The sequence below is a fragment of the Croceimicrobium hydrocarbonivorans genome, from assembly GCF_014524565.1.
Classification (GTDB): Bacteria; Bacteroidota; Bacteroidia; order Flavobacteriales; family Schleiferiaceae; genus Croceimicrobium; species Croceimicrobium hydrocarbonivorans.
Genome location: NZ_CP060139.1, coordinates 3,027,216 through 3,043,029 on the forward strand (window position 1 = coordinate 3,027,216; position 15,814 = coordinate 3,043,029).

Consider the following 15,814-nt stretch of genomic DNA (forward strand, 5'->3'; position numbering starts at 1 on the left):
TAATCCTATTGGATAAGTAGCTTTTGACTGGCTACTACCGCATTATCTTTAATTAGGCTGATCAGGTAAACCCCCGGAAGGTTTAGCTCTAAGTTCAGTTCATTTTGATAATTAAAGGCCTGAGTTTCGATAAGCTTACCGCTGAGGTCGCGAATTTCTACATGATCGGCCTCATCTGCCTGCGAAAGGCTTACCGCAAATTCGCTGCTACTGGGATTTGGGTAAACCGCCCAGTTTACCGACTCTGTTTCTTCTAAACTCACATTGGCTGCACCGGCGCTAAAAACTTCATTCTTGAAATTATTGAGCAGGCTTACGGCATGTGAAGAAGAGCCATGGTAATTTAAGCTTCCGTTTACGGTGATATCCTTCAGGGCCATCTCATAATCGGCATCAATGGCGATGATTAATTTCGAGCCATCCCAAGTTCCGGAACTTACCACGGTGGCATAGCCATAATTGGCATCACCCAATCCGTGCAGCTGCCAGCCTTGATTCATGGAGGCGCCCCCCATACCTTCAATGGCTACAAAACGATAACCAGCGCTCCAGCCCCAATGCATAGATGGGCTTTGGAAGGATAGCGGATGATTGGAGGCATAAGCAGAAATATCAGAGTGATTTTTACTGCCATCCACACCAATTCCGAAACGTACACTATCCAATTGACTGATGGTGTAATTACCCAAAACATCGCTTGTTAGCATACCATCGCGAGCAGCCTTCACTAAAATGTAATGATCGGTAATATCCGTTACCTGTCCGCCGTCGTGATAGAGGGTGATTTCGGAAATGTAATAGTCCAATCTTTGGATTTTAAAAGGATCTCCCAAATTGTTGGAAGCGCTTTGACTGGGACTGTAGGTAGTGCTACCTAATTTATGATTGATTTGAAAATGAACCTCCGATTGAGCCCAAGCTAAAGGACTCATCAAGCAGGTGAATAACAAAATGCTTAATTGTTTTTTCATAGTGTTTTGATTAAATGATAGATATAAAATGATTGGCAGGCCTAGTAGCCTGACATTTTTATATCCGGGTCTAAATCAAAAACACTTGATAATCGATGATATGCTGCACCCGTATGAGGGGAGGCTTATATTGATAGTAATGGGGGTCTTTTTGCTGATGGGAATGAAGCGGAATGGAGAGCTCGAAGCTATCGCTGCTATGAATTGTTTGATCGGATTGAAAAACGAAGTCCTGAGAACTTTGAATAAGCTCTACCTCTAAAATCTCTAGGTCGATGAGCTCATCATCGCAGCATTTGCCTTTTTCTTCTTTTGATTCCGAGGGTTTTGCCTTTCGTTTGCAATGACCTTCTTTACTGCAGCAATCTTTAGGCTCTTCGATTTTGGGCTTTACATGCTCGCAGGCCTCAGCCTTTTGATAGAAAGCCAAAGAGTGAATTTCACCACCACAAGAATGCACGCCAATATCTATTCCTGTAATCGATAGGAACAGGCTAAAGAGCATCACTATGGCCAGCCATTTTTTCACGATCCCAATTTAGAAAATTCTGGCAATAAGCTCTGTAGCGATTTTACTCTGCTTATGCCATGAAAGTTCTACCTTGCTCAACAAAGATTTGCTTCTATGAACAGAGCGGAAATTCTCGATAAGCTTAGTGCTCAACATCAGGATTTAATGGCTTATTTAAGTAAGCTTGATGATGATCAAATCCATCAGCAAAAGGAGGGGAAATGGTCGGCTTTACAGAATATGGATCACCTATTGAAGTCTATTCAAGTGGTAAACCCAGCCGTTCGTAAACCCGGCTTTTTACTGCGTCAGGCTTTTGGTAGACCCAATCGGGAGGCACGCAGTTATGAGGGTTTGGTGCAGCGTTATCAGGAGCGTTTGCAAGGGGCCGAAGCTAAAGCCCCTAAACAATATGAGGCTGCGGATTCTCGTCAATTGAATCGACAGGATGTTCTCAAAGAATATGATCAAGAGGTACAGCGCCTTTTACAGTATTTAGGGAAGGTGAAAGAAGCAAAATTGGATCGCACCCTTCTGCCTCATCCGCTACTCGGAAAATTGCTGATGCGCGAATTGTTTTACTTCATGCATTATCACACCATTCACCATTGGGAGGCCATCAAAAAAAGTGTGGCCTAAACCCAATCAATTTGGCTGCTATTTCGTTTTATGAGTATGAAGAGCCCCCGTCCCGCAACCCCCGTAAGTACACCCAAAGAAGAGCTTTGGAACAGCATCACCCATGGTATTGGTATTCCCGTTGCCATTGCCAGTATTGTGCTTTTGGTTCTGAATGCTATCGATCGCGGAACTACCAGTTATTGGGTGGCAGCTTTGGTGTACGGATTAAGTATGCTGTGGACTTATGTGGCCTCCACTATTTACCATGTGTCCCATCGGGCTAATGATCAAACGCGCTATGTATTGCATCTGCTTGATCACACCTCCATTTATTTCTTCATTGCTGGTACTTATACTCCTATTGCCCTTTTTGCCTTGCCCGGTTGGTGGAGCAGCGTGATTTTGATCTCGGTCTGGTCCCTGGCCATAATTGGCTTGGTGTATAAACTTTTCTTTTTGGGGCGCTTCAAAAAGCTATCGCTGGCTATTTATCTGCTCATGGGCTGGTTGATAATATTCGCCTTCAAGCCTTTGTATGAATCGGCTCCCAAAGAACTGATCATTTGGATTTTAGCTGGCGGTGCGGCCTATACTCTGGGCACCGTTTTCTTTAGTCTCCGCAAATTAAAATACGCCCATAGCATTTGGCACCTCTTGGTGCTGGCGGGGAGTATTTGTCATTTTGTGGGGATATATCTGTATATATAGATCGCTGCGCTGTTGGATGTTAGATCGCTGCGCTGTTAGAAGTTAGACCGCTTCGCTGTTAGATGTTAGATCGCTGTGCTGTTGGATGTTAGATTGCTGTGCTGTTGGATGTTAGATTGCTGTGCTGTTGGATGTTAGATTGCTGTGCTGTTGGATGTTAGATTGCTGTGCTGTTAGAGCTTAGTGAACGATTAAATCTAAAACCAAGGGTAAGTGATCGCTAATCGTGCGCATTTCTGCCGGGCTGAAGGGCGTCAGTACCTGAGCAGATTTGGGAACGATCTGATCGGCTAAATTTTGATTGTAGAGGATATAATCCAATCGGTGGCTAGGTGCGTCGGCAGGATGACTATTCACTTCAGCAGCTATAGGGTCCTGGAGTTTTACCAATGGACGTGCATCTTCCAATAACATCTTAATCTCATTGCCATTGCGATAAGAGTTGAGATCCCCTAAAAGGATAATATCAGCTTCGGGATCAGCTTTTAGCAATAGTTCCATTTCCTTTTGCCAGTAACGTAATTGCCCCATTCGCATGGCTTCATTTCTGCTGCCGCCCCCCGCTTTAAGATGGGCCCCGCTGAGGTACAGTCCATAGGTACTGTCTACCAAAAGCTCGCAGGTCCACATCCGGGTATTGATGTAGTTCTGGGTTTGGTATTTGCTTTCTCCATCTTCTTCAAATACCACTGGAGTATGCACATTTCCATAGCTAATCATTTTGCCAATGGGTAGCTTGCTCAGGATAACCACATTTTGATACCAGTTTCGACTGCGGGTATCGGCCACATATTGATAGCCCAAATCCGGAAAAAAGCTATCGCGTAATGCTTCCACTACATTGGCACTTTCCGCTTCTTCAAAGACAATCACATCGGCCTCAGCCATTTTTAAAGCCTCAGCAAGAAGCTTCATTTTTTCGGGCTTGATTTCGCCATTGTTCTCCCGACCATTATTTACATAAGGATCATCCAGTTCATCTACCAAATGCTCCACATTCCAGGTCATGATGCGCAGGGTGTCGCCCGTAGAATAAGTATGTCTGGCCGGAAATACGGCTTCAGAATTAAAAGGACTCTTTTGGGCACTTAGGAACAGGGGGAAGACCAATAATGGCCAAAGGAATTTTTTCATACCGGGTATTTGCTGCGAAATTAAGGAAGCTCTGCTTGAGCGCCTTCGAATTTGATACTTTTGAATAAGTATTCTTTTATGCCGCGCTACCTGATCTCTTTTTTGCTCCTTTTTTCCTTTTCACTTTCTGCCCAGGAACAGCCGAAATTGGGCTTGGTGCTTAGTGGCGGCGGGGCTAAAGGACTGGCCCATGTGGGAGTCTTAAAGGCTATGGAAGAAGCGGGTTTGCGCCCAGATTTTATTGCCGGAACCAGTATGGGCTCCATAGTAGGTGGGCTATATGCCATTGGTTATTCAGCTACCGAAATTGACAGTATTCTGCGCAGTGTAGATTGGGATCGGGTGCTCTCCAATAAAATGCCTCTTAATTATATTGCCTTTGAAGAAAAAGAGTATTACGATCGCTACTTAGTAGAATTTCCGGTGGTAGATCGAAAGCTTAAAGTAGGCACCGGCTTAATACGTGGGCAAAGATTAAGTGAGTTAATGCATCTCTATTTCTGGCCGGCCCTTCAGTATGATAATTTTGATCAGTTCCCCATTCCTTTTCGCTGCGTGGCCACTAATGTAGGCACGGGGGAGTCGGAGATTTTTAAAGATGGTCCACTACCTACTGCTTTGCGTTCCAGCATGGCTATTCCTACGGCTTTTACGGCGGTGAGCCGAGATAGTTCCCTTTTGGTAGATGGAGGGGTACTCAACAATTTCCCGGTGGAGTTGGCAGAAGAGTGGGGGGCAGATTATATCATTGGTGTTAATGTGGGAGCTAAGCTCAATCCCGATTTGCCTGAAAGCATGCCCGAAATTTTGATGACACTTTCCATGATCCCAGCTTCCAAGAAACTGGAGAAACAGGCCCAAACTTGTGACATTTATATTCAGCCCGAATTGGATCAATACGATGCGGCCAGCTTTGGCGATGCCCAAGAAATAATGGCGGTGGGAGATAGTACCGGGCAATCGTATTTACCAGCCATGAAACAATTGGCGGCTAAGCTAGGAACACCCCGTGAAGCTTTGCACATGGGGCAAACGGAAATGGCCATTACCATTGAGCAGATTAAAATAGAGGGAAATCATATTTTTTCGGATGACTTGATTTTAAAGAAGCTCCAGATTGCCCCCGGACAAACCATTTTACGCCATGACCTGCAAAGAGGCCTGCGTAGAGTTTACGGCATTAATGGCTTTAAGAGCATTGATTATGAAATCATTAAAGCCCCGGATGGAACCAATAATTTACATTTACGCTTATTAGAAAAGGAGCAAAATTATTTTTATGCTGGACTGCATGCCGATAATATTTTCTCCGCCGGGCTCAGTATTAATTTTACCAGTCGAAATTTATTAGGGGAGGAGTCGCGTAGCGTTTTTGCACTAGACCTTTCTAAAAATCCTCGTTTTCGCTTCGATCATTATCAATATCTACAACAGTATAAACGCTGGGCTTTTAACTTCCGCTATGATTACGGAGCCCTCCAAATTCCCAGTTATTCCAATGGGGATCTGCGAAATATCTTGATTTCATTTAGTCATAAAGTGCATGCCATCTTAATGAGTACCCAATCTCTAAAGGAAAGCTATGCCGGGGGTATCTTTTATGAGAATAGCCGTTCGCGGATTCGCATTGGTTCCGATATCCCGGAAGGGCTGGAAAGTTCTATTCAGCAGAATTATGGCTTTCGCCTGATGCATACCGCTAATGACCTCAATGATCGCAATTTCCCGGTATCAGGAGGGGAGTCGATCTTAATATTAAATACCTATCTGGGTACCACCCAAACAGTTCGCCTGGAAGACGGGGTAGACAGCATTGCCTTGGGCTCTCAATCGATTGGCGGGGTTACTGAATATTTAAATGCTCAGGAATTAAAGGATCTGGCAGATCATCTAAATCCTGGGGTTTATATGGACGTTTTGATGAGTGCTCGCTATTATCGAGGCATTCGTCCTAAATTACAGTGGGTGCCTTATTATGCTGTGGGCTTAAGCTTGGGGTCTGGGGAGGCAAATTCGGTAGTAAATGCCTTTCGCCTAGGAGGTTTACAGCGCGTTGCTATTAATGATGTTCGGGTTTTAGGGATTCAGTTCGGGGAGGTTGTAAGCCCCAATTTTGCCTTAATAGGCCTTCAAGTTCAGGAAATATTTTGGGAAGATTTCTACCTGCGCTACGGTATCAATGGTTTGGCCTACCATCCTTATCGCTCCTTAAAGCAATGGGGGGAGATGTTGACCGAAGGAGATTATGGGGCGCTGGAACATACTTTGGGTATGGGGGCAGAGTTTAGTTGGCGAACTTTTTTCGGACCGATGTCCATTGGTTTTAGCACCAATAGCAGTGATTGGAAGGCTCGTTATTATTTAGGTCTAGGCTTTTCCTTTAATTATTCGGATTAATCTTCCTCCAGAATCTGCTTAAGCTTTTCTTGTAAGATCTTTTCCTGCTCTTCTTTGATCAGTCGACTGGGGGGACAAACCCTTTGCGCACAGTTTTGAACCGAACAGCTTTCGCAACTGGTTCCTACAATCTGAGTGCTGATTTTAGGGTCTTTATGAAATTGAACCTGCTTTTTAAAATTAGCATTGAGCTCCAATCCAATTACCACGCTGCGCTGTGCATTTGGGCTCACCGGATCATTTTCGCGAGCGCCCAGCATAAGGTACTCTTCTCCAGTATCCTGATAGGCACTTACCTGGCAGCCAAGCGCTAAGGCTCCGGAGCGATAGTAGTCTTTTGGGTTGAGTAGGATATCGGTGCTCAACCAACGACGGCAATAGTTAATGGTGCCTGTTAAGGCCTGCGGCTGATGTTTACGACTGAGGTGCAACTCTTTGCTTAATACAGGGGCCGACTGACTATCCTGTTGCAAGCGCAAAAAGAAGAGTTGATTGAGTCCGAAATGGGTGGGTAGGATATTGGTTAATCGTTGTAAAAAGGTTTCGGCAGAGTCTGTAAAATCACTCATTAACTGATGAAAGCGAGCGCTGTCCCATTGCTTTTCTTTGAAAAAGCTTTTCAAGGCGGTGCAGATACGATCTTCGGGTAAAACCAGGGCACCAGCAAAATAGGAGGCCTGGAAATTATGGAGGACCTCTTCGAAGCGATCAAACTTTATCCAGCTAAAACTTAGAGGGCGATCTTCTATTTGGAGGTGGCAATAGCCCAGTTCTTTGGCCAGGATAAAAACCTTTTGCGCTTCGGGAATTCCAGGGCTCAATAAAAGGGTTTTGGATTTGGGAATAAATAAAGAACGCAAGGTGCCAGGCAGGTCTTCTTTGGCGAGGCGCTCTTCATCCAACTGATAACCAAATTCTTCTTTTAAGATTTCGGCTAGTTCAGCAGAACTTAGCTTTTGCTGCAGATCCAATTGGTAGAGACGGGCAAAATCACGCACGGCCTGCTCTAATTCCGGGAAGTAGTTTTGATGACTTTCCTGATAACTCCGCAAGGCAGCCAGGTAAAAGTTCTCCCGACTAACCTGATAATGGCGCGTCATTTCGAATAGGGTACTAATAAAGGCTGATACCTTATCGGGGGCACCCGCAATAATGTCGATGAGATTACTTTCTTCTATACCAAAGAGTTCCAGAGGAATTTCTTTGAGAATTCCACTAAGAATAATATCACTTAAGGGAGCCATGCTACCGCTGAGCTTCATGCTCACCATTTCATCATATTCTACCTCTAAAGCTTTGGCTAGGGCCAGGATTTTATCGGGTTTGGGATACTTCTTTCCCTTCTCAATTTCATTGAGGTAGCTCTTACTAAGCTGGGTTTTTTTCGATAATCCGAAGAGCGATAAACCTCTTTCGGTACGAATTTGCTTCAGTTTTAAGCCAAAAATTATTCGAAGTTGTTCTTCCTGAAGAACCATGCTAGCCTGCTTTTCCAGCAAATCTACATAAATATCTGAAGGGTTCTCAATTATTGAAAATGTAAATTTTAGCGAACGTTCGCTAAAATGTATTGGTTTGCTTTTTATATTTGGTTCGTCAAACTGAGAATCATGAATAAAGAATTAGTCAACCTTGCCTACGGATTAAAATTTGATGGTTTCTGGAAACCTGAATTGGAAGATGTTTTCAGTACCGATGCCCTCAAGTTCATTCGGGTATTAGATCAAAAATTTGGAACCGAGCGCAAACAATTACTATTGGAGCGCAAGCTTCGCAATGAAAACTGGTATCAGCAGAAGCCCGAATTTCCAAAACTCACGCAATCGATTCGAGAAGGGGATTGGAAGGTGGCTCCGGTTCCGGAAGATTTGCAAGATCGCAGAGTGGAGATTACGGGTCCGGTAGATCGTAAGATGATTATCAATGCCCTAAATTCCGGTGCCAAGGTTTTTATGGCCGATTTTGAGGATAGCAATGCACCATCCTGGGCCAATATCGTTTTTGGTCAGCTTAATTTATTCCAGGCCGTACGCGGTACCATCGAACTGATTGATGAAGAACGTGGAAAGGAGTATCGCCTCAATTCTGAAACTGCCACCTTAATGGTAAGGCCGCGGGGCTTACACTTAGAGGAGAAGCATTTTATCTGTGATGATCAAGCGGTTTCAGCCTCCTTATTCGACTTTGGTTTGTACTTCTTTAATAATGCTCAGGCTTTAGTGGAGAAAGGTTCAGGTCCTTATTTCTACCTTCCAAAAATCGAGTATTATCAAGAGGCTGCTTGGTGGAATGAGGTTTTCAATTTTAGTGAAGCCTATCTCAATTTAAAGCCGGGTACTATTAAAGCCACGGTTCTAATCGAAACTATCAATGCCAGCTTTCAATTGGATGAGATTCTATACTCCTTGCGAGAGCATTCTGCCGGATTAAATTGCGGTCGTTGGGATTACCTATTCTCCTATATCAAGCGCTATAAAGAACATCCGGATTATATCTTCCCTGATCGAGATGCTTTAACCATGGAAACGGATTTTATGCGGGCCTATTCTCGTCGTGTTATCCAAGTGTGTCATAAACGCGGTGCTCATGCTATGGGAGGTATGGCCGCTCAAATTCCGATTAAAAATGATCCTTTTACGAACGAAGCCGCTTATGCCAAAGTAAGAGCGGATAAATTACGAGAAGTGGAAGACGGCCATGATGGAACCTGGGTAGCTCATCCCGCCTTGGTGCCCATCGCTCTGGAAATATTCAATGAGCGCATGCCTGAATCTAATCAAATAGCCAAGCAATTTCCTGAATACCAAATTGCGGCGGAAGACCTGGTGGCCAAACCTCAAGGTCAGGTAACCGAAGCAGGTCTTCGGAAAAACATATCAGTAGGCATTCAATACCTCGCGGCTTGGTTAAGTGGTCAGGGCGCGGCGGCTATAAATCATCTAATGGAAGATGCGGCAACCGCCGAAATTAGCCGCACTCAGCTTTGGCATTGGTTGCATCGCAAGGTGCAATTATCGGATGGTCGGGATTTAAGTCGGGATTTATTTGAGCGCTTCTACCATGAAGAACTCAGCCTACTCGAAACGGAAATCAATCCACAGTGGAAAGATCGCTTGCGTACTGCAGCCCGATCTTTTCATCAAATGGTAACCGCCCCGGAGTTAAAGGAATTCCTCACCACCGAACTCTACCATACCCTCACTTAGTAATTTCTTAAATATCAATTTTTTATACCGAAATGGGCTTTCGGAAAGGGAGTTCCATTTCTAAAATTCACCTTTAAATCACCCTCTCATGGACAAGCAAACACAAATTAATCAGATCAAAGAAGATTGGGCAGTTAACCCCAGATGGAACGGTATCAAGCGACCTTATACCGCAGAGAAAGTAGTGGAACTTCGCGGTAGCTATCGCATTGAGTATACCTTGGCGCGCCTCGGAGCCGAAAAGCTATGGGATAAATTAAGATCTCAAGATTGGGTGGCAGGCTTAGGCGCTTTAACCGGTAATCAGGCCATTCAAGAAGTAATGGCGGGCCTGGAAGCTATATACCTCAGTGGATGGCAGGTGGCGGCCGATGCTAATTTGGCCGGACAAATGTTCCCCGATCAAAGTTTATATCCCGCTAATTCTGTTCCAGCGGTAGTGGAGAAAATCAACAATGCCTTGCTTCGCGCGGATCAAATTCAAAGTGTAAAAGGAGAATCCAAGCATGATTTCTTAGTGCCCATCGTGGCGGATGCTGAAGCGGGATTTGGGGGAAATCTCAATGCCTTCGAATTGATGAAGGAGATGATTAAAGCCGGTGCGGCCGGAGTACATTTTGAAGATCAGCTGAGTAGCGCAAAAAAATGTGGTCACCTAGGCGGTAAGGTCTTGGTACCAACCCAAGAGGCAATTCAGAAATTGGTAGCCGCGCGCTTAGCGGCAGATGTGATGGGAGTGCCTACTTGCATTATTGCGCGCACGGATGCTGATGCCGCCAATTTAATCACCTCCGATGTTGATGAGCGCGATCGTAAGTTTATCCTCGGTGAGCGCAGTGCAGAAGGCTTCTATTATGTAAGAAATGGGGTAGAGCAGGCCATTGATCGTGGCTTGAGCTATGCTCCCTATGCCGACTTGATTTGGATGGAAACCTCCCATCCTAGTATCGAAGAGGCAAAAGCTTTTGCCGAAGCTATTCATGCCCAATTCCCTGGGAAGTTACTGGCTTATAATTGCTCTCCCAGCTTTAACTGGGCTTCCAAATTATCGGTAGCGGAAATGGAAAGCTTCCGGGAAGAATTAGCCGCGCTGGGCTTTAAGTTCCAATTTATTACCCTCGCTGGTTTCCATGCCTTAAATACTAGTATGTTCGAGTTAAGCAAAGCTTATAAGGAGCGCGGCATGGCAGGCTATTCTGAACTGCAAGAAAGAGAATTTGCTCTGCAAAAAGATGGTTTCGCAGCGGTAAAACACCAAAGCTTTGTGGGTACCGGTTATTATGATGAGGTGCAGAATACGGTTACCGCAGGTATGACGAGTACCACCGCAATGAAGGGTTCTACCGAAACGGCCCAATTCTAAAAGGATTCATTCATCCATAGCCCGCTCCGAAAATGGAAGGGAGGGGCGGGCTATTTTTTACCCTTTAAGATTAAATCGGCCTTGCGGATTTCAAGACTGGGATCCTTTTGTCCCATCAATAAAACCTTGAAATTATAGGTGCCGGCTTTTTGGATTTCGATCGGGCCATTAAAGCCGTAATAGCTTTCGCTGGTGCGATCACCATCTTGGCTGCGCGATTCATGTTCGCGATTTTCGGTGCTGGAAGGATTGATATAGAATTCCCGGAGGTATTCACCATCCACGAAAATCACTACTCTAAAGAGCAAATTTTGATCACCGCTATAGCTGTAATCCATATCCGACCATATTTCTAAGGTTTGATTGGCATCCAGATTTAAAGTGTCCTCAGCAATATAAAACTCACCTTTAGCAGAAGTTAAGTTGTGGGGTGAAAAGCGGCTGATTTCAGTCATGCCTTCATCGTGGCAAGCGGCAGCCATTAAAATGATTAGGATGCCCAAAAGGCTTGAGCGTAATCTATTTTTCATCTCAGAACTAATCTATAAAATCTTCTTCCTCTTCTTCCTTTTCAGGTTTAGGTGCGGGGCTAAAAATTAAGAGCAAAGCATTGGCGGCTTTGGCCATCAAGCTCATGGTTAGCACCGACACTAAGGCAATGATAAGCCAAAGGGAAACACTATCCAACTTCATAATATCCGAAACACTCTGATTGATGAAATCAGGAATGGGATTAATGAACAGGGCCACCACAAAGGCTAAAGTTGCCAGTAGGAGGTAGTAAAAGAAATTGACTCGCATTCGGGGTACCCAGCCCGCTAAAAAGGAGAGGCCAATAAATACCCAAAGATCAGAAAGGATAAGGGCACCAATAAATAAACTGAGATGCAAAAAGCTAAAGCGTAATAAACCTTTCATTAGTCAAATTTATAGGTTACCGACCAGGGACTTTGTTCCGGGCTTTCTATCCAGTTAATCTTATGGTAGTGGATATTGTACCAATCCGAAATTTGATCGGTATAATGTTGATGCCCAGGAATACCAGACTGACCACCAGCCAATACCGTTTCTGCAATGGGGTTGCTAGAAGTTAGTTCTACCAAAGTACGCATGGAGGGGCCATGGGTGCCCGGTAAGTGAGAGGATACGTTCACAGTGCGGGGGCTGCCTTTAGCTGGGAAAGGAGTATGGTTAAAGGGCATTAAACGTAAAAGGTGACGGAAATAGATCTTATGGTATTTTCCATACTGCCATAATTTGGGATTATAGCCATAATAGTCACCCAGATATTTAACTGTTCCAGCCCAAGCGGCATCCACCAGTTCATCGCGAGATAAATTTTGACCCGATCCAATTGGAATAGGCTTGTTCTGATAGAGCAGATAAAGCATCCGATCAGCGGGAGGTGGGAAGTCAAAATCACCTAAAAGCTGAGAATTGATGGTATCCAAAATAGCGGTTTTAAATACGCTGTAAATAGTGGCCGCTTCGGATTCTTCATCACAATTTCCTGCCCAGTTTTCGAGGTAAGGAAGGAAGATTTCCGGACTGCTATTGATCATGATGTCTTTCAGCAGAGGCCATTCGCCATCAATTATATCCCCATGCATTTTCTTGAGATGATCGCGATCAATTTTGGGTTTTTCCATCAGCATTTCACTGATGCGTCGACCACGAGCACTAGGGCTGAAGAGGGTATTTAAATAGGGACTAATTTCTCCAACTACTTGATGTTGATTAGCAGAGTGATTCCAGCCTTTTTCAGGATTTAAAACATAGAGTTTACGCCCCATGTGTTTAAAGCGTGCTTTATCATTACTTCTGTTGGCATTCACAATACCACGTCGGGGTTGATCATGCATTAAGGCAAAGCCAGAGGTTACCATGCCGATATTACCTTGATTGTCGGCCAATACAAAGTTTTGCGGTGGATGACCAAAGTTTTGCAAAGCTTGATAAGCCTCTTCCATATTATTGGAGCGACGGACATCCAGGAAGGCACGCAGTTCACTGCTTTCAAAGTTTTGAGCTACCCATTGCGTGGCTAGGAAGTCTCCTTCCACACTATCTAATGGACCGAAATAAGTATCGTAATAAACGAATGAAGCATTTTCGCGATCCTTAACCGGGAACTCTACCGTACGGGGAATCAAGTCTTCCCATTGACCATCCAACTTATACTGGCGGTCATCATTTAATTCTAATTTATAGAACTCTGTGAGGTCCCAAGTGGCATTGGTCATACCCCAGGCTACCTTATTGGTAAAGCCCGAAATAATGAAAGGCGCCCCCGGAATGCTAAAGCCGTGCGCTACCTTACCCGCAACAACCTGATGTACTTCATACCAGGTACCAGGTAGGTCTAGGGAGAGGTGAGTGTCATTACATAAAAAGGCATTGCCGGTACTGGATTTAGAAGCGGCCACTGACCAGTTATTGGATCCTACTTCATTGTCGGCAGCACGTCGTACCTGAGCCGAATCAAAGTCCGATTCTGGAATATAAGTTCGCAAACCCTGACGAGGATTAATGGTATCCACCTGACTGATTTCAGGGTAAATAGGGAAAATATAATCCCGTTTCCAGGGATAATAATATTCAATAAGATTTTGAGGAAGGTATTTCTGAAGGGCTGAGAATTTAAGATCATTCTCGCTGTAGTTCAGTACTTTGTCCATGTAGCGGATCAGGATGATCGGATCATGGGGCTCCATGGGTGTAGGCTCGAACCCTAAGAGATGGAATTCCGGTGGACGTTCTCCACTTTTCTGTTGCTGGAGGTAAAAGTTAAAGCCCTTGGCATAGGCCTCAAAAACGGAGGCGAGCTCGGGATCTTCATTTTTAAGCTTTTCGAAGGCTTCTTTACTTTTTTGATCGAAATCAAATTTTAACCAAAATCGATCTGATTTTACGGCTCTCCAACCTGCCACTTCACATAAGCGGCCTTTAACGGTGCGGCGTAGCATTTCCAATTGAAATTGGCGATCCTTGGCATGGGTAAAGCCCATTCCATAAGCTAGTTCAGCTTCACTATCGGCAAATAGGTGGGGTACGCCGCGCTCATCATAGCTAATTCGTAAACCGGGGTATTCACTGCCACTAAAATTGCGATCCTCATCTTCGAGGCTCACCTGTAAAACTGAAGTAGGGTAGATGAAAAATTCCAATAGCTTAGGCAGACCGGGCCAGGGAATACTAAGAAGGGCTATCCACAGTCCGGCAACAATTAACCAGATCCAATTTCGCATGCTGTTAAAATTTCGGTTGAAATTAAGCAAAAGCCTTCAGATCAGGGGAGCGGGCTTTAATTTTTCGGTAAAGGGTCGCTTTGAAGGAATTTGGGAGGCTCAATTGCTTTGCGTTCAGCTTCGTAGGCTGCGGCAATTTGTAATAGCAATAATTCGGAGCGCAATCGGCCAAAAATACTTAGCCCTACTGGTAAGCCTTTAATCATCCCCATAGGCAGGCTAATATTGGGATAGCCGGAAATCGCCGCAGGAGAGGAGCTTCCTAAAATATAGTGGTCGCCATTTACTGGATCGGTTATCCAGGCAGGGGCACCGCTGGGAGCAATAATCGCATCCAGCTTTAAGCTGTCCATAACTCGATCAATCCCTAATTCGCGACTGTTTTGCAGCATTTTATCTAAATGACCGAAGTAATTATCTACTTGCGAACTATCTTTTTCCAAGGCCATTTCAAGGTATTCCTGTCCAAACCATTGCAGCTCTATACTGTCAGCCTTATTGAAAGCAATCAGTTCTTCTAGATTGTGCACGGGCAGGCTGGAATCCAAACTGCCCAAATAGGCATTAAGCCCCAAATGGAATTCATAGAGCATCACCTCGAAAGAGGCATAATTGGTTTCTGCTGGCAGGATATCGGGTACTTCTACGAATTCAACGCCCTTATTTTGGAGCAGAGTTGTAGCCTGTTGAAAGAGCTCATCGACCCTCTGGTCTTCACCTAAAGCTTGACTGTAAATGCCGATTCGCATAGTAGAAAGGTCGAGGCTGTCGATATTCAGCTTTTGAAATTGCAGGCCTTCCTCAAGGTATAAATGTGTATCCCACTGGCTAAATCGAGCCGGATTGTTGCTGTCTGGATCCGCAATAACACTCAAAATCAAAGCGGCATCTTGTACGGTTTTAGCGATGGGACCGGCGGCATCCTGACTGTGAGCGATGGGGATAATTCCCTTGCCGGGAACCAGGCCAACGCTCGGTTTCAATCCTACTAAGCCATTGCTTTGGCTGGGGCAAATAATCGAACCATTGGTTTCGGTGCCGATCGCTACCGGTGCTAATCCGGCTGCCACAGCTACCGCCGAGCCGGAACTACTGCCACATGGATTGCGAGTAAGGATATAGGGATTGCGTGTAAATCCTCCGATGGCACTCCAACCGCTAATGCTGCGCGCGCCTCTAAAATTGGCCCACTCGCTTAAATTGGCTTTGGCCAAAATGATGGCACCTGCAGCTCTTAAGCGGGCTGTAAGTGCTGCATCTCGACCACTGTAATTAGCGGCCAAAGCGCGCGATCCTGCCGTGGTAGGCATAGAATCCCGGGACTCAATATTGTCTTTCAAAATAATAGGGATCCCATGCAAGGGGCCCAGGATACGACCGGCTCTGTACAATTGATCCAAGCTATCCGCAATGGCAAGAGCATTCGGGTTTACACTTAGAATAGCTCCTAGCTCTGGACCTTGCTGATTCATCTGCTCGATCCTCTCCAGATAAACCGAAGTGACCTCATGAATGCTCCAGGCACCCCTGGCATAACCCTCTTTAATTGTAGCTATATCTGCCCTTAAGGGATCAAAGTCTAAACTATCTGGCTGAGCCCAGCTGGAATAGCTTAGTAAAATTATGAGCAGAATACAATAAGGGCTTTTGAGCAT

The 15,814-nt window shown here is 44.9% G+C and carries 13 protein-coding genes; 5 read left to right on the plus strand and 8 right to left on the minus strand.

Going from position 1 to position 15,814, the window contains the following annotated elements:
• Positions 1 to 5: 5 nt before the first annotated feature.
• The gene (locus H4K34_RS13740) at positions 6 to 971 is read right to left on the minus strand and encodes an MbnP family protein (protein ID WP_210757962.1); all 966 of its coding nucleotides are present in this window, start codon (positions 969 to 971) and stop codon (positions 6 to 8) included.
• Between the two features lie 70 nt (positions 972 to 1,041).
• Positions 1,042 to 1,500: an HYC_CC_PP family protein gene (locus H4K34_RS13745; protein ID WP_210757963.1), complete on the minus strand. Its 459-nt coding sequence runs from the start codon at positions 1,498 to 1,500 to the stop codon at positions 1,042 to 1,044.
• A gap of 96 nt (positions 1,501 to 1,596) precedes the next feature.
• Between H4K34_RS13745 and H4K34_RS13750 the strand changes: the two genes are divergently transcribed.
• Both H4K34_RS13750 and trhA read left to right on the plus strand, forming a co-directional pair.
• On the plus strand, positions 1,597 to 2,121 hold the full coding sequence (locus tag H4K34_RS13750) for a DinB family protein (protein ID WP_210757964.1): 525 nt from the start codon (positions 1,597 to 1,599) through the stop codon (positions 2,119 to 2,121).
• Between the two features lie 30 nt (positions 2,122 to 2,151).
• Positions 2,152 to 2,811 (plus strand): PAQR family membrane homeostasis protein TrhA, encoded by a 660-nt coding sequence (trhA, locus tag H4K34_RS13755; RefSeq protein ID WP_210757965.1) that lies wholly within the window; start codon positions 2,152 to 2,154, stop codon positions 2,809 to 2,811.
• Positions 2,812 to 2,991: 180 nt separating this feature from the next.
• Here the strand turns inward: trhA and H4K34_RS13760 are convergent, their stop codons facing one another.
• Positions 2,992 to 3,945 carry an endonuclease/exonuclease/phosphatase family protein gene (locus H4K34_RS13760; RefSeq protein WP_210757966.1) on the minus strand — a complete coding sequence of 318 codons (954 nt, stop codon included), beginning with the start codon at positions 3,943 to 3,945 and terminating at the stop codon, positions 2,992 to 2,994.
• Positions 3,946 to 4,005: 60 nt separating this feature from the next.
• Here H4K34_RS13760 and H4K34_RS13765 point away from each other — a divergent pair, with 60 nt between their 5' ends.
• Complete coding sequence (locus H4K34_RS13765) at positions 4,006 to 6,342, plus strand: patatin-like phospholipase family protein (RefSeq protein WP_210757967.1); 2,337 nt, start codon at positions 4,006 to 4,008, stop codon at positions 6,340 to 6,342.
• Here H4K34_RS13765 and H4K34_RS13770 read toward each other — a convergent pair.
• The gene (locus tag H4K34_RS13770) at positions 6,339 to 7,820 is read right to left on the minus strand and encodes a helix-turn-helix domain-containing protein (RefSeq protein WP_210757968.1); all 1,482 of its coding nucleotides are present in this window, start codon (positions 7,818 to 7,820) and stop codon (positions 6,339 to 6,341) included. The genes H4K34_RS13765 and H4K34_RS13770 overlap by 4 nt on opposite strands.
• Positions 7,821 to 7,952: 132 nt before the next feature.
• Between H4K34_RS13770 and aceB the strand changes: the two genes are divergently transcribed.
• Complete coding sequence (gene aceB / locus H4K34_RS13775) at positions 7,953 to 9,548, plus strand: malate synthase A (RefSeq protein WP_210757969.1); 1,596 nt, start codon at positions 7,953 to 7,955, stop codon at positions 9,546 to 9,548.
• An 88-nt stretch (positions 9,549 to 9,636) separates the two neighbouring features.
• The gene (gene aceA, locus H4K34_RS13780) at positions 9,637 to 10,911 is read left to right on the plus strand and encodes an isocitrate lyase (protein WP_210757970.1); all 1,275 of its coding nucleotides are present in this window, start codon (positions 9,637 to 9,639) and stop codon (positions 10,909 to 10,911) included.
• Positions 10,912 to 10,961: 50 nt separating this feature from the next.
• Here aceA and H4K34_RS13785 read toward each other — a convergent pair whose 3' ends face one another.
• Genes H4K34_RS13785 through H4K34_RS13800 form a run of 4 tightly spaced genes read right to left on the minus strand, consistent with a single transcriptional unit; the run spans position 10,962 to position 15,814 of the window.
• Complete coding sequence (locus H4K34_RS13785; protein ID WP_210757971.1) at positions 10,962 to 11,441, minus strand: hypothetical protein; 480 nt, start codon at positions 11,439 to 11,441, stop codon at positions 10,962 to 10,964.
• A 7-nt stretch (positions 11,442 to 11,448) separates the two neighbouring features.
• Positions 11,449 to 11,829, minus strand: coding sequence for a hypothetical protein (locus H4K34_RS13790; RefSeq protein ID WP_210757972.1), 381 nt, complete (start codon positions 11,827 to 11,829; stop codon positions 11,449 to 11,451).
• A complete protein-coding gene (locus tag H4K34_RS13795) occupies positions 11,829 to 14,159 on the minus strand; it encodes a penicillin acylase family protein (protein WP_210757973.1) in 2,331 nt (776 codons plus the stop codon). The genes H4K34_RS13790 and H4K34_RS13795 overlap by 1 nt, the downstream gene beginning before the upstream one ends.
• Before the next feature lie 56 nt (positions 14,160 to 14,215).
• Complete coding sequence (locus tag H4K34_RS13800) at positions 14,216 to 15,814, minus strand: amidase (protein ID WP_210757974.1); 1,599 nt, start codon at positions 15,812 to 15,814, stop codon at positions 14,216 to 14,218.

Bases quoted from the DNA above. Each gene is read 5' to 3' on its own strand.
- H4K34_RS13770 (WP_210757968.1), bottom strand. From the start codon at position 7,820: ATGGTTCTTCAGGAAGAACAACTTCGAATAATTTTTGGCTTAAAACTG.
- H4K34_RS13790 (WP_210757972.1), bottom strand. From the start codon at position 11,829: ATGAAAGGTTTATTACGCTTTAGCTTTTTGCATCTCAGTTTATTTATT.
- H4K34_RS13760 (WP_210757966.1), bottom strand. From the start codon at position 3,945: ATGAAAAAATTCCTTTGGCCATTATTGGTCTTCCCCCTGTTCCTAAGT.
- H4K34_RS13740 (WP_210757962.1), bottom strand. From the start codon at position 971: ATGAAAAAACAATTAAGCATTTTGTTATTCACCTGCTTGATGAGTCCT.
- H4K34_RS13750 (WP_210757964.1), top strand. From the start codon at position 1,597: ATGAACAGAGCGGAAATTCTCGATAAGCTTAGTGCTCAACATCAGGAT.
- H4K34_RS13800 (WP_210757974.1), bottom strand. From the start codon at position 15,814: ATGCTCAAAAGCCCTTATTGTATTCTGCTCATAATTTTACTAAGCTAT.
- aceB (WP_210757969.1), top strand. From the start codon at position 7,953: ATGAATAAAGAATTAGTCAACCTTGCCTACGGATTAAAATTTGATGGT.
- H4K34_RS13785 (WP_210757971.1), bottom strand. From the start codon at position 11,441: ATGAAAAATAGATTACGCTCAAGCCTTTTGGGCATCCTAATCATTTTA.
- trhA (WP_210757965.1), top strand. From the start codon at position 2,152: ATGAGTATGAAGAGCCCCCGTCCCGCAACCCCCGTAAGTACACCCAAA.
- H4K34_RS13795 (WP_210757973.1), bottom strand. From the start codon at position 14,159: ATGCGAAATTGGATCTGGTTAATTGTTGCCGGACTGTGGATAGCCCTT.
- aceA (WP_210757970.1), top strand. From the start codon at position 9,637: ATGGACAAGCAAACACAAATTAATCAGATCAAAGAAGATTGGGCAGTT.